The organism is Psychrobium sp. nBUS_13 (assembly GCF_051201665.1).
In the GTDB taxonomy this organism is placed as follows: domain Bacteria; phylum Pseudomonadota; class Gammaproteobacteria; order Enterobacterales; family Psychrobiaceae; genus Psychrobium.
In genome coordinates, this window is record NZ_CP179210.1 from 4,057,068 (window position 1) to 4,076,671 (window position 19,604).

Genomic DNA, 19,604 nt, shown 5'->3' on the forward strand with positions numbered 1-19,604 from the left:
ACTTAAATTAAAGGAATGTAGTATGAGAAATCTAAGTAATAAAGAAATTAATAACGTTGCTGGTGGAATCCATATGGTCAGCAATGGCTGGAGTTTTGGTAGCCTTGATGGTTTTGGCGGTTTTGGCGGTTTTGGCGGTTTTGGAATGTTTTCTGATAAAAAAGGCAATGGTCCTAATGCAGAAGACGTGCGTAAACTGGCCGAGAAATGTAAGGATCTAAAAGAAATAACGTGGACGTCGGGCAACAATTCATCCCAGCAAGGTGGGGCTGGGGCAACTCTGAAAAAACGCGGTGTTAGCGTAGAGGGTACAGAAAATAAAGAATCAGGTTTCAAGCTAAAAATAACGTGTAAATAGTGTGCTGTAGGGGCATTTTTATACTAATGCCCCTATTGTAAACAATTCCAATTAGAGTTTTTAATAATGATTAAGTCAATCGTCATCTTAGTTCTTTGTATTATTGTAGTGTCCCCTTATCTAAAAGCTAGCGAGATAATACCGCCAATTGAAGAATATTGTAAAAAAAACAAAAACTATTTCAAAAATAAAAATTTAAATAATTTTTTTGACACTTTCGTTAATTGTCTAAAACAAAAATCATTATCTGAAAAAGAGCAAAATGCTCAACTTAAAATGCTTTACTCTGCAATCTCTTTGAAAAGAAATAACCGTTCAGTTAATAAAATATATAATCAAACTAAAAGTTTTATTCTCTCTCAGAGTCGTAGTAATGTGCGTGATTTTTTTGCTTCACAGATAGCAAAAAAAACAGAGTTTATTTTGAATCAACGAAATATCAGTTCACAAAGTTTAAGCAGCGGGCACTCAAGAAAAGGACTCGTTATAGTTAGAGACTCAGAGGAAAACGAATACATAGACAGTATTCTTGTTGAGTATGCAATTCAAGGAGAAAAACACCCCATCATTTTTGACACTGGGGCTAGCACAAGCCTTTTGCGCCAGCAGATAACATCTTATATTCCTTTAAGTAGTGAAACAAAAGCAATGAGCGCAACTAGATCACAACATAAGCTTTCGCTAGGATATATAAAGAAATTTTCAATATTCAATAACGAGATTCCATATATCATAGCATTGTTCAACGAATCAGAAAAAGGTGCAGATATCTTAGGATTAGATCTGTTGATGCAATTCAATAATATTTGCTTAAAAGACACTGGAGTATATGTAAACCATGAAACATGTAATATTGATATTAATCAATGGATTCCAATGAACTTAATAGCGCCACTAGGGCTAACGATCGATATAGAAATAAACGAACATGACCGTACACTTTTACTTGATACAGCGTCATCTCATAACTTATTAGTTAAAAATAATGGAATTTTAATCGACAATATACAAGAGAGTTTTACAAAAAGTTTAGAATTCAATACAGCCTTTGGAGTATCGACGTTAAAAGTGTCAGAGCGTGAATACTTGACGTCTATTGATAATAAATCATATGAGCTTGATTATTATCTGATTTCAGAGGATGAAATACATCTTAGTTGCGAAACTGATGGCTACCTTGGTATTAAATTTTTCGAAAAATTTGACAGTATTACTTTTGATTTTAGTAATATGAAATTAGGGCTTGGTAAACTAAAATCTTCTATTTTAAGTAAACAATAATGACCTCATTATTCCGCCCTGAATCAATAAATTCTTCAAGAGATATTGCGATAGGAACCGCGTACTTAAAGTTACCTATTTCTTATGGTATCTATACATTATTTCTTGTAGCAAGCACAATTACAGTAGTCGCTATATTGCTGCTAAACAACTATTCGAGAAAAGAGTCGATTAAGGGCATACTAATACCAGAAAAAGGGCTTATCAGTATAACTGCAAATCGTACTGGCCATATTACAAAACTGACACTAATGTCAAAACAGTTTATTTCTAACGGTGAACCAATCCTTGAAATTAGTAGTGAAACACATCTGGTTTCCGGTGCCAATATGAACAAAAAACAAATTGACTATTTAAATAATCAAATTGATGCGCTAAATGAACAACTTAATAGCCAAGAAAAACTTGAACGATTGAAGGCCAAAAGATTAAAAACCGTTATTGGTGAAGAACAAAGAAAATCATGGCAAATTCGTAAACAGTTAAATGTTATCAAGGATATTCTTTCACTTAAAGAAAAACAATTTGAGCATGCTAAAAAACTAGCAAAAAACGGTTATTTAACGCAATCAGAACAAAGCAATAGCGAACAAAAACTCCTACTTCAAGCGCAAAATTACGAAATACTAAATAGCCAATTACTCCAACAAGATAGTAATATAGCACAAATGAAACACGAGCTAGAAAGCGCTCCATTAATCGCGCAACAAAGTACTGTCTCGCTCAAAAATAGAATTTCAGCTCTTCAAGGGCAATTGTTGCAATTGACTAGTAAGAACCAAGAGCAAGTTGTTTCACCTATCGATGGCAATGTTTCAAATATATTAGTGAAAGTTGGACAGCAGGTTTCGCCAAGTCAACTATTAGCAACAATCACTCCCAAAAATTCATTGATGGAAGCAGAACTATATTTACCAAGCAGAGCGTCGGGTTTTATCAAAGAGCACCAACTAGTAAAGATTAGATATGAAGCATTTCCCTATCAACGCTATGGTGTTTTTCATGGAAGAGTTAAAACTATAAGTAAATCAATTCTATCCCCTAATGACATTCAAGTATCGATTCCATTAACTGAATCGGTATACAAAGTTACTGTAACTTTAGATAAGCAATCCGTCGATGCATTTGGTGAACGTTATGAGCTACAGGCAGGAATGCAATTAGAAGCCGAAATTATATTAGACACAATGTCACTATTCGATTGGTTGATGATGCCAATTTACGCCATCAAAGGGAATTGGTAATGAATATATTATCACTTATAAAATTTACATCGGGTGGCAAGCTTAGGCTATTGCTACAAACCGAAGCCGCTGAATGTGGATTAGCATGTCTTGGTATGGTAGCTAGCTTTCACGGTTATCAATCCGATTTAGTGAGTTTGCGGCAACAATTTTCTCTTTCTTTAAAAGGCGTTACGCTAGACAGTATTATCAAAATGGCAGATTCGCTAGGTTTTAGCAGTCGGCCATTGCGGTTAGAGTTAAATGAACTTGATCAACTTCAACTACCAACTATTCTACATTGGGATTTAAACCATTTTGTTGTTTTAAAAAGAGTAAACTCTAAATATGCTTGGATTTTAGATCCTGCACAGGGCGAACGAAAACTACTTTTATCTGAGATTTCAAAGCACTTCACAGGAATTGCACTTGAGCTTATTCCAAGTGAGAACTTTTCAAAGAAAGAAGTTAAAGCGACAATGACTCTTAGCTCTTTTTGGCAGAAAATTAGCGGATTAAAAAGAGTTTTGATTCAAGTTTTCTTACTTTCTTTTCTTTTACAGCTTTTCGCATTGGCAAGTCCATTTTTCATGCAAATTGTTATGGACGATATTTTAATTAGCCAAGATTTGGATTTGTTATTCGTAGTTGCTTTAAGTTTTTTATTGCTGGCAATCGTAAGCCAAGCAACTAGTACTCTTAGATCTTTTGTATTGCTTCACCTTTCCAACCAACTGTCTGTTCAAATGACTAGGGCGTGTTGATCTTTGCTGTACATTTCGTATTCAACAATACATCGGTAGCCACATTAACATGAATGCCAGCGATAACATGCTGGCATAATTCCTTTCTAGCTTGTCATATCTACTTGAAATAGCTCGATAATGCTTAATTCTGCCAAAGGCATTTTCGACCAAGTGACGATACTCGTATAGACACCAATCCATACTGTCTTTGTCTATATCTTGTCCGTAATTGCGTTTCGCAATTACCGTTTCTCCGCCACGTTCTTTAACAAAAGTACGGAAAGGTTCGCTGTCATATCCTTTATCACAAATGATGGTATTAACTTCATCGAGTTGCTCAACCAAGCTTTCGCCATGCACTATATCGTGGCGTTGTCCTTCTGATAAATCAAAGCAAATCGGCAAGCCACCACTATCCACGGCTAAGTGAATTTTGGTTGAGTTGCCCCCGCGACTTTTTCCTATTTGCTCTGAGCTTTCAGTCGCTGCCCCTGTACTATGCTGATGCGCTCGAACTATAGAGCCATCAAGAAAGACCCATTCAAAATCAGCCATGCTAGATAAACTTCTGAAAAGCTTATCTAAAATCCCTTTCTTTGACCAAAGATTAAATCGTCTGTAAACGGTATTCCAGTCTCCGAACTCAGACGGTAGATCTCGCCAAGGGATACCTGTTCTCATTCGATAAAGTATTCCTTCAAATGTCATTCGATGTTCAATTTTATCGTAAATACGACCTGTACTTTTCATAACTTGGAGTAGCAGTTCCCAGCGAATATCAGTTAGCATTGTTCTTGGCATGGTATTGGTTATCGTTTTATTTTTGGCGAAGCAAATTATAACTCTTTACCATGCCGTTCAAAAAACACTCACGAAAGATCAACACGCCCTAGTTCATTGTTCAGGCACTTATTACGTTTACCGTTACAATTTTTTGAAAGCCGGCATCTCGGAGATATCGTATCGCGCTTTGGCTCCCTTGGCAGTATTCAGTCGATGTTAACAACTGAATTAATCGAGGTAGTACTGGATGGAATTATGGTTGTGACAACGTTATTCTTGATGTTTGTTTATTTACCTGTGTTAGCTTGGTTAGTCATAGGTGTAGTTATCTCGTACGCGTTAGTTAGAGTTATTTCATTTGCACCACTTAGGCGTTTGAGTGAAGAAGGTATAATTGCAAATGCGAAAGAAGACTCAAATTTTATGGAATCTATTCGTGCCATACAGAGTATTAAGATCTTTGGAAAAGAAATTCAAAGGCAGACTCTTTGGCATAACCATTTCGCCGATGCTGTTAACACCGGGATAAGATCCGCGAAATTGGGACTACTTACCGAAGTCATTAACTCGTTACTTTTTGCCGTCGAAAATATTCTCGTAATTTATATCGGAGCTAAATCAGTTATCAACGGAGATATTAGTATAGGAATGTTAATGGCTTTTATTTCTTATAAAGGACAATTCACAAGTAAATCGTCCGCACTTATTGATGCCGCAGTTAATTACAAAATGCTCGGTTTACATCTTGAACGTGTAGCCGATATTGCTATGACAGATCAAGAATCAGGAATTGATAATAATTCTAGTGATAAGGAGATATCTGGCGAAATAAAATTAAAGAGCCTATCCTTTTCCTATGGTGACGGGCTTCCTTTAATTTTCAATCAACTAAACTGTACTTTTAAGCAAGGTGAATCAGTAGCCTTGGTTGGAGCATCAGGAACTGGAAAAACAACACTGATGAAAGTGATGCTTGGACTAATTAAGCCCACTTCAGGGAACATATATGATCAAGATCAATCTATTGAAAGTATTGGGCTAAGGAGCTATAGAAGCCAAGTAGCCGCGGTGATGCAAGATGATCAATTATTTTCGGGCTCGCTTAGTGATAATATAAGCTTTTTTGACCCTCAGGTTGATCATAGAAAAGTTGAATTTTGTGCGAAATTAGCAGCAATTCATGACGATAACATGAAAATGCCAATGACATATCACAGCTTAATTGGTGATATGGGGACAAGCTTATCCGGTGGACAGAAACAACGCGTCTTATTAGCAAGGGCACTCTATAAACAACCTAAAATACTATTTCTCGATGAAGCAACAAGTAATCTCGATGTGAAGTTAGAATCAGCAGTTAACAATGCAATTAAAAATCTAGATATCACGAGAATAATCATTGCTCACCGACCTGAAACTATTCGAAGCGCTGACAGGGTATTACTATTGAAGAATCAAAAACTTTATGAAGTACCTGTTAAAACGTCGATAAAAAATGTAAAGTCTGCATAAAGGCTTTTAATAAAAATCTCAAACGTACGAATTTTAAAAGTTTGAGATTCTTTCTTATTAAGATTCTATTTTCTTAGCTCGCCCTAACAATGCTTTTGCGGCTATTGAAGCGTCTTTACCTTCGTAAAGTACTTGATAGATTTGCTCAGTGATCGGCATTTCTACCCCTAAACGCTGTGCGAGTAGGTAAACTTCTTTAGTATTGCGGTAGCCTTCTACCACCTGACCAATTTCAGCAATCGCGTCTTCGATACCAACACCTCTGCCCAGTGCTAAACCAAAGCGGCGATTACGAGACTGATTATCAGTACAAGTCAATACTAAATCACCCAAACCAGCCATGCCCATAAAGGTTGCTTGTTCAGCACCAACAGCTTGACCAACACGACACAACTCAGCCAAACCACGTGTTACTAAGGCGATACGAGCATTAGCACCAAAGCCCAAACCATCAGACATACCCGCACCAATAGCGATAACGTTCTTAACTGCGCCGCCTAGCTGAATACCTGTGAAATCGGTGTTTTGATAAACACGAAAATTCTTTTCATTGTGAAGTAAATGCGCCAAATGTTCAGCAAACTCAGGCTCTGATGATGCAAGAGAAATGGCTGTTGGCATGCCGGCTGCCATTTCTTTGGCAAATGTAGGGCCAGATAAAACAGCTAATGCAATATCATCACCTAATACTTCACGAGCAACATCTTGCAATAAGCGACCAGTTTCCGCTTCCAGCCCTTTAGTTGCCCACGCCAAACGATGTTCAGGTGTCAATAAAGGCTTAAGCTGCTTGAGCATGTCAACAAATGCAAAGCTCGGCACAACCACTAAGATTGTTTTAGTCGCAGCAACCACGCTTGCAAGATCATCACTCATAGTTAATGAGTCAGGAAATTTAGCGCCTGGCAGGTATTTTTCATTGCTGCCATCTTTTACTAATTGCGCGACATGCTCAGGATTGTGAGCCCACATTAAGGTGTCGTTATTATTGCGTGCTAAACAAATAGCAAGGGCAGAGCCATAAGACCCTGCCCCTAGAACCGCAATATCCGCCGTTGGCGTTTGATGCGTCGTAGTCATATTAGTGAGCTACGTTTTCGCCTTGCGCTTCATCAGCATCTTGACGAGAATTCACATATTGTGCGAATAACGCGTCGAAGTTAACTGGCGCTAAGTTCAATTGTGGGAATGTACCACCAGCAACTAAACCAGCAATCACTTGGCGTGCGTATGGGAATAAAATGTTTGGACAGTATGAACCGATAGAATGTGCTAACTGTTGACCTTCAACACCAGTAATCGTGAAAATACCAGCTTGTTGAACTTCAGCTAAAAACGCAGTTTCTTCACCGATAGTTGCTGTCACTGTTAGTGATAAAACAACTTCAAATAAACCTTCTTCAAGTTTATTGCTACGAGTATCTAAGTCTAACTTAACATCTGGTTCCCATTCTTTTTGGAAGATAACCGGTGAGTTAGGCGTTTCAAATGATACGTCTTTTGTGTATACGCGTTGAATGTGAAATTCTGGGTTTGCTTGTTCTTCAGCCATGATAAATCCTTGGTTTTATTCTTATGGTTAGCGTAATTACGCTAATAATTTGTCTAAATCGCCAGATGAATGCAGTGCGAATAAATCGTCACACCCACCAACAGCTTGATCATTAATGAAAATTTGCGGTACTGAAGTTCGTCCAGTACGCTCAATCATTTCATCTCTTTTTTCAGGTTGCTCTTCGATATCAATCGTATCGTAAGCTACGCCTTTGCTTTCTAGAAGCGCTTTAGCTTGCTTACAAAAAGAACACCACGAACGAGAGTAAATAGTTACATTGGCCATAGCAGACACCTCTATTTTTTAGTTAACGGCAAATTTGCATTGCGCCATTCAGTAATACCACCTTGCAAATTGTATAGGTCATTAAAGCCTAATTTTTGCATCATTTGGCATGCTTGATTTGAAGTCATGCCTGAATTACATACAACAATAATGGGGGTATCTTTATACTTTTCAATGCTTGCTAGGTCATTATTTTTAAACTTTGACAATGGCATTAACTTAGAACCTAAGATGTGGCCCTTCTTATATTCACCATCACCACGAACATCAATCACAACGGCATCTTGGCGATTCATTAACATAGTTGCTTGTTGGTGGTTAATCTTCTTAACGCCGTTAATACTTGCTCTAATGCTGGTAAATACTACGGCTAAAAATAAAATTACCCAAGCTGTTGCCAACCAGATATTCGCTTGGAAAAATTCAATCATTTCTTGCATCTTGTGTCCTAAAAAATTCTAAACTCACGACAGTATTTGTCGTTCAATTATTATCAATTGGCGCCTAGTATACAGACCAATAGCACAGTTACCAATGGCCTATTTAATATTGTTTTTATCAATAGATAAGCGCAGTCTTAACGGACGTAAATTTTGCGATTTAGACGCCTTTTTTCCGCTGTTGGCTTACAGGCATATCAACACAAAATTGATGAAATAATTTATTATCACTTTCATCGACAATTGTGTTTTTTATCGTCATAGCTCAGTGTAATATATAGCGCAAATTCGTCTTTTTAGTTAGGAAGTTAAATTAATGTCTGCGGCCAAAAAACCTTTAGTGTTACTAATTCTGGATGGTTGGGGTTATCGTGAAGATCAAACCAACAACGCTATTGCACTTGCCAACACGCCAGTGCTGGATAATTTGTGGCAGCAATACCCAAGCACATTAATTTCTGGCTCTGGAATGGACGTAGGCCTGCCTGATGGTCAAATGGGTAATTCAGAAGTTGGCCACGTAAATATTGGCTCTGGACGGGTTGTTTACCAAAATTACACCCGTATTGATAAATCTATTAGCGATGGTGACTTTAACACTAACCCTGCTTTTGTCGATCACATTGATGCCACAATCAAAGCTGATAAAGCCGTTCATATTATGGGGTTACTGTCTCCAGGTGGCGTTCATAGTCATGAGGACCATATGCTGGCACTCATTAAGCTTGCCGCAGAACGTGGCGCTAACGAAATTTACTTCCACGGATTTTTAGATGGCCGTGATACGCCGCCACGCAGCGCATTAGCATCTATTGAGAAAATACAGGCATTGTTTGCATCGTTAGGTAAAGGACAAATTGCATCATTGATAGGTCGCTACTACGCAATGGATCGAGACCAACGTTGGGATCGTGTTGAAGTTGCTTACGATTTATTGACTCAAGGCCAAGGAAAGCACCAGTACGATTGTCCTATCGCAGCACTTAACGCTGCTTATGAACGTGATGAAAACGACGAGTTTGTTGGCGCGAGTGCAATAACCAACAATGGTAAATCAGTGACGATTGAAGACGGCGACGCCATGTTCTTCATGAATTTTAGAGCAGACCGTGCTCGTGAAATTAGCCGCGCCTTCGTTGACAGTGATTTTACGGGTTTTGAACGCAAAAAACGTATTGCACTAAGTAGCTTTGTACAGTTAACGCAATACGCTGACGATATCATTAGTCCTGTTGCCTACGGCCCTGAAAAACTTGATAACGTGCTAGGTGAATGGTTGCAAAATAACGATAAAACGCAACTTCGTATTTCTGAAACAGAGAAATATGCGCACGTTACCTTCTTCTTTAACGGTGGTATTGAAAAAGAATTCAATGGCGAAGACCGTATTTTGATTCCATCACCAGATGTTGCAACCTATGACTTGCAGCCAGAAATGAATTCCACCCTCTTGACTGACAAACTTGTTGGTGCAATTGATAACGGCAAATATGACGTCATCGTTTGTAACTATCCAAATGGGGATATGGTTGGTCATACTGGCGTCATGGAAGCGGCTATAAAAGCATGTGAAGCAGTTGATAGCTGTATTGGTCGTGTTGTTGATGCGTTAGAAAAAGTCGGTGGCGAATGTCTCATCACCGCTGATCACGGCAATGCAGAACAAATGCTTAACGAGACAACTCAACAAGCCCATACCGCGCACACCAGTGAACCTGTACCATTCATTTACGTTGGTCGTCCTGCTACACCGTCTGGTGTTGGTAAACTTAGCGATATTGCACCAACGATGCTGCGTTTGTTAGATATGGAAATCCCTGAGCAAATGACAGGCACTCCATTAATGACATTGAGTTAATTTGTTTTCTCGTCATACGCTCGTCTTACTAATCACGCTGCTGTTAAGCAGCGTGAGTTTTGCCGATGATACAAAAGATCAATTAAATGCCATTAAAGGGAAAATAGACCAGCAAAAATCAATTCTTGCCAAGCAAAAGAAACAACAGCAACGTCTTAATAATTTGCTTCGCGATACCGATAAAAAAATCGCTAGCTCAGCCAATGATTTATTTAACACCCAACAGCAACAGAAAACAGCACAACAAAATCAAATTCAATTAGTTAGCCGAAAAAAAGCGCTGACTAAAACGCAAACTCATCAACGTCAAGTCCTGGCTAAGCAACTTAAAAGTGCTTACATGACCGGTAATCATGATTTGATGCAACTGCTGCTTAACCAAGAACAGAGCAGTAAAACAGAACGCTTATTAGGTTATTATCACTATCTAAACAAGGCGCGCGTTCAGGCGCTTAACGAACTCAAGCAAACATTTGAAGAATTACAAACTGTTGAGCAGCAGCTGATTGATACGTTAGCCAAATTAGACAATCTGCTCAAACAACAACAACAAGCTCAAGCACTCCTCAAAAAACAAAAAAAGACGCGAAGCACCGCATTAGCACAATTGCGAAAATCTTATCAAACAAACAGTGCTCAACTCGAACAGTACCAATTATCTGAATTAGACATTAAACAGTTACTGGCTAATCAACAACAAGAAGCCGAGCCAACTAAAAAACCCCTCAATGGACTGGGGAAGTTGCGTGGTCGTCTCGCCAAACCTACCAAGGGCAGAACAACTCACCTCTTTGGTCAGAAGCGTAGTGGGCAATTACGCTGGAAGGGCGTCACCGTTGTTGGGCGTGAAGGACAATCGGTGAATGCTGTTTACCATGGCAAAGTTGTGTTTTCAGATTGGTTAAAAGGATTTGGGTTAGTCTTAGTGCTTGATCATGGCTCTGGCTATATGAGCCTTTATGGACACAATCAAGCGTTATTAAAAAAGGCTGGAGATTACGTTGAGCAGAACGAACAAGTTGCTCTGTTAGGACAAAGTGGTGGCCAATCAACACCAGGCCTTTATTTTGAAATTCGTCATAAAGGAAAGGCAATAAACCCTAATCGCTGGTTTAAAAAGTAAACGAACAAGCTACCTTTACAGCAGTTAAAGCCCTATATTTCGAATTTTATTGAATCTAAATCGTAATTACGCATAAATTAGTTATTAATCATTATTGGCATTGTATGAATTATCTGTTCAAATGTGCGCCAATACATGATGTAAATTAATCACCGGAGAGTGAAGAACCAATGAAGGCTCGCATTTTATTAATTAGCACCCTAGCTATTGTCTGTTGTTTGTTAAGCACTGTTAGTATAGCTAATGATAAGTCACCGAAAATCGCGATAATTATCGACGATATTGGTTACCGAAAAACAGATTTTTCGGCACTTGCACTTCCAGGTCAATTTACCTATTCAGTTGTTCCATTCGCACCTTACACCCGTACTATCGCTAATGCCGTTCACGACAGCGATCGCGAAGTGATGGCGCATATTCCGATGGAAGCAATTCACAACAATCATTTACTCGGCAAAGGCGCTTTAAAACTTGCGATGACAGAACAACAAACTCGTCAGCAAGTTCAAGACATTCTAAAAGAAATTCCTTATGTCAGCGGCATCAATAATCACATGGGTAGCCAATTTACAACCAAGCCAAAAAATCTCGGTTGGTTAATGGACGAGTTATCACAACAGCAATTATATTTTTTAGATAGTAAAACGACTGCGTATTCGATGGCGGAAAAAGTCGCCGTAGAACATGGCTTAAGAACAGGCCATCGCCATATCTTTTTAGACAACCAACTTGATAAAGCGTATTTAACACAGCAATTTGATCATCTTATTAATATTGCTAAAAAGCACAAATATGCCATTGCGATTGCACACCCTCACCCGCAAAGTATCAGTTTTTTAAAAGGGATATCAGCTAAGCTAGCCGAGCTCGGTGTAGAGCTGGTACCAGTGTCGACCTTGTTACCAGAAATGACTCGCATTGCACGTGTACGTCATCTCAACAATAAGTCTGGCTCAAATAAACGCTATGTAGGAGCAACAGCGATACTTCCTCAATAGCTTGAAGAAATATTGTTATCAACGGTTTCGCAAATACAAACAGGTTCTTGCTCTACCTTCTCTTCATAAAAATCAAATGCTGATTCTGTCGCCGTTGATGGATTTTCCTCATCAGGTGCAACTTGCACATTCTCATTATGGATAGGGCATTCCTTAACCACTACATTTACTAAATCAACTTGGTGCTTAATCATCTCGCTTCCATTTATGTACTACAAACACACAGGCATAAAAAAAGCAGCTAATTAGCTGCTTCTTCTTCAAAATTTTCTATTCCATGGCGGCTTTAAGTTTCTTCATGGCGTTTTTCTCAAGCTGTCGTACTCGCTCAGCTGATACCTCATAATACTTTGCAAGGTCTTGCAGCGTTGACTTGTCTTCTGTTAACCAACGCGACTGCACTATATGCTGACTGCGCTCATCAAGTGTTGCAAGTGCATTACGCAATTTATCATTGGCGTGATCTTCCCAGTTCTTTTCTTCAACATAAGTTGCAACGTTAGAAGACTTATCTTCTAAATACTGGGTTGGTGCAAAATTAGCACTGCTAGAATCATCGTCATCATTTGATAAATCAAATGAATTGTCAGTTAGGCTCATGCGATTTTCCATTTCAAGCACATCACGTGTTGAAACACCTAACTCTTTCGCAACAACATTAACTTCATCTTGATTGAACCAACCAAGGCGTTTTTTGTTTTTACGAAGATTAAAGAATAATTTACGTTGTGCTTTAGTGGTTGCTACTTTCACAATGCGCCAGTTCTTCAATACATACTCGTGTATTTCAGCTTTAATCCAATGCACAGCAAAGGAAACTAGACGAACACCCACCTCTGGATTGAAGCGCTTAACAGCTTTCATCAATCCCACATTACCTTCTTGAATCAAGTCAGCGTGCGGCAATCCATAACCTGCATAACTTTTGGCAACATGAACAACAAAACGGAGATGAGACATAATCAGCTTTTGCGCTGCTTCTAAATCACCGTCATGATATAAACGAGAGGCTAATTCATGCTCTTCTTCAGCATTAAGCATAGGGATCTGCGCAGCGCGAGAAACGTAAGTTTCTATGCTACCAGAGGCTATTGGCATTAATGCAGTCGATTGAATTGCAGTACTCATTTACTACTCCTTATTTAAAACTCGCCCCGAGTCTACCACGCTATTTTAATGATCGCTAGAGGATCCAAGACCAGAATGTTACTAAGTTTTTCAGTAATATTAGTCAGGTGATTTACCAATAAGTTCAAAGTTGATTTTCTGGTTCAATTTCATAGACATGGCGCATTACAGAACCGTACGCTCCAAGCCATCCTAAGCCTGAACTTAGTGCGATCAAGATCAAAAATTCACTAAAACTTAACCCACTCAGGGTTAATTCAGAGCCCAATTGACTAGCAAGATCCAATAACGTGCCTTCTACCCACCACAGGATCAATGACACACAAACCCATGCAATCAGACCCCCAATTAATCCATACCAGATCCCGGTGTATAAAAATGGACGCCTTATAAAGTCGTTAGTAGCACCCACCAGTTTCAACACTTCAATTTCTTCGCGACGATTTAAAATAGATAAACGAATGGTATTGGCGATGACTAAGGTAACCGCCAACAATAGTAAAATACCTAACGCTAACGCCGCATCATCTAGCAAATTAACAATCGCTGACAATTTTTCTAACCATGTTACATCAAGTTTACCAAAGGCAATTTCAGGTTGTTGTTGCAACTTTTCCAACAATTCTCTCGCCCCCTCTGGGCTAGAGTACTGAGTTGTCGGAATAACTAAAATGACTGACGGTAGTGGGTTCTTATCTAAATAGGATAATGCATCACCAAATCCAGACAAGGATTTGAACTCTTCGAGCGCATCGTCAGCGCCAACATAGGTGACCTTATTGACTTGCTCATAAAGACCAATTCGGCGCAGCACCTTTTGTGTTTGAGACTCGCTAACGCCCTCTTCCATGAATAGCGTGATTTCAGCGGCGCTATCCCAGCCACTTCGTAGCTGCTGACCGTTTTTCATCAATAAATGTAAGGTCGTTGGTAGGGCTAGGCTTACCCCTAAAACCGCCATCGTTAGCAATGAAGAAATAGGCATGCGCCATAGTTCGCCAATACTCGCCAACGCTTGCTGAAGGTGACGAATAAAGTACATTACCAGACGATGACCGGGGTTTGACGTACTCGCGCCGGGAGATTTCCGTTGATTAAATAACAGGCTCAAACTCACTCTCCCTTAAATCAGATGAAGACAAACCATCGTGAATCATTTGTCCTTGGCGCAAGGTAAATGTGTGATATTTCATGCGTGCGATGAGACCCAAGTCATGGGTCGCAATCATCACAGCGACACCGACCGAATTAAGATCTTCAAAAACCTTCAGAATTTCCATCGATAAGTGCGGATCAAGATTACCTGTCGGTTCATCAGCGAGCAGTAGCGGAGGCTTGTTGACAATAGCCCTTGCAATACCTACCCGTTGTAATTCCCCACCAGATAACGTGTTTGGCATATTGTTAATCTTCGCCAACAGTCCTACTTTATCTAACGCCGCAGCAACGCGACGTTTAATATCAGACAAATGATAACCTTCAATAATCAACGGCAAGGCAACGTTATTAAAAACACTGCGATCCATTAATAAGCGGTGATTTTGAAAGATCATGCCGATATCACGACGAGCGAAAGGAACTTGCTTTTTAGTAATCTTGTTAAGGTTGTGACCATTGATGAACACCTGACCTGACGTCGGGCGTTCCATCATAGCGATAAGCTTTAATAAGGTACTTTTACCAGCACCAGAGTGGCCTGTCAGAAAGGCCATTTCTCCTGGCTGAAGATGAAAGTTGACCCGATTTAGCGCCTGCTGCCCACCAGGGTAGATCTTAGTGACTTCTTCAAATCGAATCATGGAACATCCTCAACTCCTTTATTATTATGTAATTTATGACTCTTCGTTCATAAATAATGCTTCAACAAATTCCGGTCCATTAAATTCACGTAAATCATCAATGCCTTCACCGACACCGATAAAACGAATTGGAATTTGATATTTATCGGCCAATCCAAATACCACACCGCCTTTTGCAGTACCGTCTAACTTAGTCACTGTTAAGCCAGTAACGCCTACGGCTTCATTAAATAGCTGAACTTGGCTCATCGCGTTTTGTCCGGTACCAGCGTCGAGCGTTAACATCACTTCATGCGGCGCAGTGTCATCAAGCTTACGCATTACGCGTACAACTTTTTTAAGCTCATCCATCAAATGCGATTTATTTTGAAGACGACCAGCGGTATCAGCAATCAATACATCAACGTTACGTGCTTTCGCCGCCTGTACAGCATCAAAAATAACTGACGCACTGTCAGCGCCTGTATGCTGGGCAATAACTTGGATGTCATTGCGCTCACCCCATACTTGTAACTGTTCCACAGCCGCAGCACGGAATGTATCGCCAGCAGCTAACGCCACTTTTTTACCTTGCTGTTGGAATTTTTTCGCTAGCTTACCAATAGTGGTTGTTTTACCAACACCGTTCACACCAACCATTAAGATTACGTATGGGCCATCCGCCTTTTCGATATCTAACGGCTTTGAAACCGGCTTTATAACTTCAACTAGCTCTTCTTGAAGCAATTTATATAAAGCTTCGCCATCTTTAAGCTCTTTGCGAGAAGCGCCTTGCGTTAAAGAATCAATAATTTTTAAGGTGGTATCTACACCAACATCAGCAATTAACAATTGCTCTTCTAGGTCTTCAAATAACTCGTCATCAATTTGCTTACCTTTAAACAAGCCAAAGATACCGCTACCAAAATTTTGTTTTGTGCGCTTTAAACCTTCTTTCAAGCGTGTAAAGAAACCCGCTTTCTTTTCTGGTTTAGCTGCTTCATCGCGTGCTTGAGCAGCCGCTGCTTCTTCAGCTGCTTGAGCTGCCGCTGCTTCATCGCGTGCCTGAACTGCCGCTGCTTCATCGCGTGCCTGAGCCGCTGCTGCGTCTTCGGCTTCCTGAGCTGCCGCTGCTTCTTCAGCTGCTTGAGCTGCCGCTGCTTCATCGCGTGCCTGAACTGCTGCTGCGTCTTCGGCTGCCTGAGCTGCCGCTGCGTCTTCGGCTGCCTGAGCTGCCGCTGCTTCATCGCGTGCCTGAACTGCTGCTGCGTCTTCGGCTGCCTGAGCCACCGCTGCGTCTTCAGCTACTTGAGCTGCCGCTGCTTCATCGCGTGCCTGAGCCACCGCTGCGTCTTCGGCTGCCTGAGCTGCCGCTGCTTCATCGCGTGCCTGAGCTGCCGCTGCTTCATCGCGTGCCTGAACTGCTGCTGCGTCTTCGGCTGCCTGAGCTGCCGCTGCGTCTTCGGCTGCCTGAGCTGCCGCTGCGTCTTCGGCTGCTTGAGCCGCCGCTGCTTCATCGCGTGCTTGAGCCGCCGCTGCTTCATCGCGTGCTTGAGCTGCCGCCGCTTCATCGCGTGCCTGAGCCACCGCTGCGTCTTCAGCTGCCTGAGCTGCTTCGTCAGCAGCTTGCTGTTCAGCTAGTTTTTGTTGTTCAATCTCTTGTTCCGACGCTTTATTTTTATCTCGGCCGAAACCCAACCAACCGAACATGCCTTTTTTTGCCATTATTGTGAAAACCTTATAAACATCTAATGCGTTTTAGGCGTAAAATAACGCCCAAGATACTTTACCCATTGTTAATGCAGCAAAGCGACTTAATCAGCTTAATTTCATGCATTTCAAAATGTCACGGGTATTAATTCGCACAGATGATAGCAAATACAAACAGATTGAGGTAGAGATGGCAGCAGGAAAAGGTGGTTCAGGTCAAGTTAGAATTATTGGCGGGCAATGGCGTAGTCGTAAATTGCCAGTTACTGACGTTGAAGGACTAAGACCCACTACTGATCGCGTCAAAGAAACTGTCTTTAACTGGCTAGCCCCCTATGTGAGTGATGCTCGTTGTTTAGATCTTTTTTCAGGCAGTGGTGGCTTATCATTTGAAGCGTTATCTCGTTATGCAGACAGCGCACTACTACTAGAAAAAGACCGTAATGCAGCGAATCAGCTCACTAAAAATCTAACCACCTTAAAATGTACTAATGGTATTGTTAAAAATACAGACAGCCTTAAGTTTTTAAACCAAGCTGCAAGCCAAACATTTGATCTGGTGTTTATCGACCCACCTTTTCGTAAAAACTTACTCGAGCAAAGTTGCCAATTATTAGAAGACAATAATTGGCTAAGTGACGATGCGGTAATCTACATTGAAATGGAATCTGAATTAGCAAGCGCCACTTTCCCAAACAATTGGCAATGTCTCAAAGAGAAAAACGCCGGCCAAGTTACGTTTTCTTTGTGGCAGCGCAACTAATCTAGCACCGATAACTTAACCCAGCATAAAAGTATGCGCCGTTAAATCCAAATGGCGCAGTACGGCGTGAATATTCAAACACCCCATCAGAATCAACTAGTGTATTGTCATTGCTATCAACAATATGGCCTTGTGCTGCTTGGCCAATCGTATTTTTATCAGGCGTCACGTCAAACAAATTATTTGCGCCAATCGCAAACGTTATTGCTTGAGAATAATGCCAGCTAACTTTGACGTCAGTTAACCATTTAGCACCGTAAGTTTGACGTTGATTATTGTCTAACACAGCATACTCACCGAAACGATTGAGTGAAAAATTATAAACAAAGTTATTCACAGCGTAGTGCGTCGTAAAATGCACACGATCCTTTGGCTGCCACTCTTCAATGATCGATACCCCTTGAGTACCAAAAACATCACTTGGTTTGATCCCATTAAGACCACCAGGTGAAAATTGCCTTGTTACTTTGGTATCGGTCAGATTAATCCCCATAGACAACTGTAATTCACCTTGCCCTACTTGACTCAAATAGGTTGTAACAGCATCTAATCCTTGTGTTCTAGTATTAGCGCCATTAATAAAGAACTGCGCTCCTGACACATTATTTTTTATCAATCCACTATCAAAGATCGCACTACCGGATCCCCCACTGATTTGGTCGCTAATTACAATGCGATCATCGATAACGATCCTGTAATAATCTAGCGTTAACAAAAAGTTATCCAAAGGTTCATAGGCTAAGCCAATACTAAAGTTTTTCGACTTATCTTAGGTAATACCAATTGCATTAAATATTTGCCCACTTGTACTTGTTAAAATTAACTAAAATGGCGTTGCTCTCAATCCTAATAGCCAGCTATTAGTCAATCGAGCGCCTTGTTTTAGCTGATTTTCTCTACGCACAACAAGATCACTTACTTAATGCAATTAATGGTATGGACCCTCTCCGCTCCACTTTCGGCTTCAAATGAGCCAATATAGGTGTTAAGCATCTATATAAAAGAAGAGAGGGTCACATGAACAATATAACAATTGGTTTAGATATCGCCAAATCTACTTTTCACTTAGTTCAAATGGACAAAGGTGGAAAAGTGCTTAAGCGAAAACAGTTAGCTCGAAATAAAGTTGCTGATTACTTTGCTAAGTTAGCGCCTTGCATTGTTGTCATGGAGGCTTGTGGTAGCACTCATTACTGGACAAGAGTACTTATTCGTTGTCGGCATGTGGTGAAAGCTATCGCGCCACAGTTTGTGACACCATATCGCAAAGGCAATAAAAATGACTATAACGATGCCGAAGCAATAGCGGAAGCTTCACAGCGAAAGAACATGCGTTTTGTACCACTTAAATCTTTAGAGCAGCAAGATATTCAAATGGTGCACCGAGTCAGAGAGCGGTTAATGAAAAACAGAACGGCGTTGAGCAATCAGATACGGGGACTGTTAGCAGAATACGGGTTGGTTATTCCAAAAGGAGTACATCATCTAAAATCTCAATTACCAGCGCTTATTGAAGCGGCAGACAATGAGTTAAGTGTTAACGCCAGACGTTATTTTAATGATTTATATGAAGAATTAAAAAAATTAGAGCAAGAGATAAAAGTCGTTGATAAAGAAATATTAAGCATATGCAATCAGCATAATATTTGTAAGCAACTTAGTACGATGAATGGAATAGGCCCAATTAATGCGACAGCCTTATATGCGGGTATCGGCGATGGTAAAGATTTTAATAGCGGTCGCCATCTTTCCGCTTGGCTTGGCCTTGTTCCTCGGCAACATTCAACCGGCGGTAAAGCCAATTTGATGGGAATTAGTAAGCGTGGGAATACCTATTTACGAACGCAGTTAATTAATGGTGCACGAGCTGCGTTACGACACTGTGATAATAAAACAGATAGGGTCAGTTTATGGGCTAAAGCGATGAAGGGGCGAAGTAGTTTCAATAACGCGACGGTAGCACTGGCCAATAAAATGGCAAGAATGGCTTGGGCGATGTTACATCACCAAGAAAACTACAAATTTAGCAACACTCACAAGTAAGCAGTAGTTAAGAACCAAGT

20 protein-coding genes and 1 pseudogene are annotated in these 19,604 nt (G+C 40.3%); 10 read left to right on the top strand and 11 right to left on the bottom strand.

Annotated features, from left to right (window positions below):
• The first annotated feature begins 22 nt into the window (after positions 1-22).
• From ACMAZF_RS18935 to ACMAZF_RS18950, 4 genes are all read left to right on the top strand, one after another.
• Entirely contained in the window at positions 23-358 is a 336-nt protein-coding gene (locus tag ACMAZF_RS18935) for a hypothetical protein (protein ID WP_435275262.1), read from the top strand.
• Between the two features lie 66 nt (positions 359-424).
• Positions 425-1,639 carry a hypothetical protein gene (locus ACMAZF_RS18940; protein WP_435275263.1) on the top strand — a complete coding sequence of 405 codons (1,215 nt, stop codon included), beginning with the start codon at positions 425-427 and terminating at the stop codon, positions 1,637-1,639.
• The gene (locus ACMAZF_RS18945) at positions 1,639-2,883 is read left to right on the top strand and encodes an HlyD family secretion protein (RefSeq protein ID WP_435275264.1); all 1,245 of its coding nucleotides are present in this window, start codon (positions 1,639-1,641) and stop codon (positions 2,881-2,883) included. The genes ACMAZF_RS18940 and ACMAZF_RS18945 overlap by 1 nt, the downstream gene beginning before the upstream one ends.
• Positions 2,883-3,626, top strand: coding sequence for a cysteine peptidase family C39 domain-containing protein (locus ACMAZF_RS18950; RefSeq protein WP_435275265.1), 744 nt, complete (start codon positions 2,883-2,885; stop codon positions 3,624-3,626). Before ACMAZF_RS18945 ends, ACMAZF_RS18950 begins: the two co-directional genes overlap by 1 nt.
• Before the next feature lie 21 nt (positions 3,627-3,647).
• Here the strand turns inward: ACMAZF_RS18950 and ACMAZF_RS18955 are convergent, their stop codons facing one another.
• Positions 3,648-4,409 carry an IS5 family transposase gene (locus ACMAZF_RS18955; protein ID WP_435274021.1) on the bottom strand — a complete coding sequence of 254 codons (762 nt, stop codon included), beginning with the start codon at positions 4,407-4,409 and terminating at the stop codon, positions 3,648-3,650.
• A 96-nt stretch (positions 4,410-4,505) separates the two neighbouring features.
• Here ACMAZF_RS18955 and ACMAZF_RS18960 point away from each other — a divergent pair, with 96 nt between their 5' ends.
• Positions 4,506-5,903, top strand: coding sequence for a peptidase domain-containing ABC transporter (locus tag ACMAZF_RS18960; protein WP_435275266.1), 1,398 nt, complete (start codon positions 4,506-4,508; stop codon positions 5,901-5,903).
• Positions 5,904-5,960: 57 nt separating this feature from the next.
• On the opposite strand, the gene gpsA is transcribed toward ACMAZF_RS18960, so the two are convergent.
• The 4 genes from gpsA to ACMAZF_RS18980 are packed head-to-tail and all read right to left on the bottom strand — an operon-like array spanning position 5,961 to position 8,183.
• On the bottom strand, positions 5,961-6,983 hold the full coding sequence (gene gpsA, locus ACMAZF_RS18965) for an NAD(P)H-dependent glycerol-3-phosphate dehydrogenase (protein WP_435275267.1): 1,023 nt from the start codon (positions 6,981-6,983) through the stop codon (positions 5,961-5,963).
• 1 nt (position 6,984) lies between these two features.
• Positions 6,985-7,455: a protein-export chaperone SecB gene (secB, locus tag ACMAZF_RS18970; protein ID WP_435275268.1), complete on the bottom strand. Its 471-nt coding sequence runs from the start codon at positions 7,453-7,455 to the stop codon at positions 6,985-6,987.
• Positions 7,456-7,491: 36 nt separating this feature from the next.
• Entirely contained in the window at positions 7,492-7,743 is a 252-nt protein-coding gene (gene grxC, locus ACMAZF_RS18975) for a glutaredoxin 3 (RefSeq protein WP_435275269.1), read from the bottom strand.
• Between the two features lie 11 nt (positions 7,744-7,754).
• Positions 7,755-8,183 (bottom strand): rhodanese-like domain-containing protein, encoded by a 429-nt coding sequence (locus ACMAZF_RS18980; RefSeq protein WP_435275270.1) that lies wholly within the window; start codon positions 8,181-8,183, stop codon positions 7,755-7,757.
• A gap of 316 nt (positions 8,184-8,499) precedes the next feature.
• Between ACMAZF_RS18980 and gpmM the strand changes: the two genes are divergently transcribed.
• The 3 genes from gpmM (at position 8,500) to ACMAZF_RS18995 (ending at position 12,162) form a co-directional block, all read left to right on the top strand.
• On the top strand, positions 8,500-10,041 hold the full coding sequence (gene gpmM / locus ACMAZF_RS18985; protein WP_435275271.1) for a 2,3-bisphosphoglycerate-independent phosphoglycerate mutase: 1,542 nt from the start codon (positions 8,500-8,502) through the stop codon (positions 10,039-10,041).
• Between the two features lies 1 nt (position 10,042).
• Positions 10,043-11,164 carry a murein hydrolase activator EnvC family protein gene (locus ACMAZF_RS18990; RefSeq protein ID WP_435275272.1) on the top strand — a complete coding sequence of 374 codons (1,122 nt, stop codon included), beginning with the start codon at positions 10,043-10,045 and terminating at the stop codon, positions 11,162-11,164.
• 170 nt (positions 11,165-11,334) lie between these two features.
• On the top strand, positions 11,335-12,162 hold the full coding sequence (locus tag ACMAZF_RS18995; protein WP_435275273.1) for a divergent polysaccharide deacetylase family protein: 828 nt from the start codon (positions 11,335-11,337) through the stop codon (positions 12,160-12,162).
• Here the strand turns inward: ACMAZF_RS18995 and ACMAZF_RS19000 are convergent.
• From ACMAZF_RS19000 to ftsY, 5 genes are all read right to left on the bottom strand, one after another.
• Positions 12,156-12,356, bottom strand: a complete 201-nt coding sequence (locus ACMAZF_RS19000; protein ID WP_435275274.1) for a hypothetical protein — start codon at positions 12,354-12,356, stop codon at positions 12,156-12,158. The two genes, ACMAZF_RS18995 and ACMAZF_RS19000, sit on opposite strands and share 7 nt — an antisense overlap.
• 76 nt (positions 12,357-12,432) lie before the next feature.
• On the bottom strand, positions 12,433-13,290 hold the full coding sequence (rpoH, locus tag ACMAZF_RS19005) for an RNA polymerase sigma factor RpoH (RefSeq protein WP_435275275.1): 858 nt from the start codon (positions 13,288-13,290) through the stop codon (positions 12,433-12,435).
• A gap of 124 nt (positions 13,291-13,414) precedes the next feature.
• Positions 13,415-14,401 carry a permease-like cell division protein FtsX gene (ftsX, locus tag ACMAZF_RS19010; RefSeq protein WP_435275276.1) on the bottom strand — a complete coding sequence of 329 codons (987 nt, stop codon included), beginning with the start codon at positions 14,399-14,401 and terminating at the stop codon, positions 13,415-13,417.
• On the bottom strand, positions 14,385-15,089 hold the full coding sequence (gene ftsE / locus ACMAZF_RS19015; protein ID WP_435275277.1) for a cell division ATP-binding protein FtsE: 705 nt from the start codon (positions 15,087-15,089) through the stop codon (positions 14,385-14,387). Before ftsE ends, ftsX begins: the two co-directional genes overlap by 17 nt.
• Before the next feature lie 33 nt (positions 15,090-15,122).
• A complete protein-coding gene (gene ftsY, locus ACMAZF_RS19020; protein ID WP_435275278.1) occupies positions 15,123-16,793 on the bottom strand; it encodes a signal recognition particle-docking protein FtsY in 1,671 nt (556 codons plus the stop codon).
• A 175-nt stretch (positions 16,794-16,968) separates the two neighbouring features.
• Between ftsY and rsmD the strand changes: the two genes are divergently transcribed.
• Entirely contained in the window at positions 16,969-17,541 is a 573-nt protein-coding gene (rsmD, locus tag ACMAZF_RS19025; protein WP_435277287.1) for a 16S rRNA (guanine(966)-N(2))-methyltransferase RsmD, read from the top strand.
• A 1-nt stretch (position 17,542) separates the two neighbouring features.
• On the opposite strand, the pseudogene ACMAZF_RS19030 reads toward rsmD, so the two are convergent.
• Positions 17,543-18,295: pseudogene (locus tag ACMAZF_RS19030) on the bottom strand (TonB-dependent receptor domain-containing protein); the annotation flags it as partial.
• A 263-nt stretch (positions 18,296-18,558) separates the two neighbouring features.
• Here ACMAZF_RS19030 and ACMAZF_RS19035 point away from each other — a divergent pair.
• A complete protein-coding gene (locus tag ACMAZF_RS19035) occupies positions 18,559-19,584 on the top strand; it encodes an IS110 family transposase (RefSeq protein WP_435275279.1) in 1,026 nt (341 codons plus the stop codon).
• Positions 19,585-19,604 lie beyond the last annotated feature (20 nt).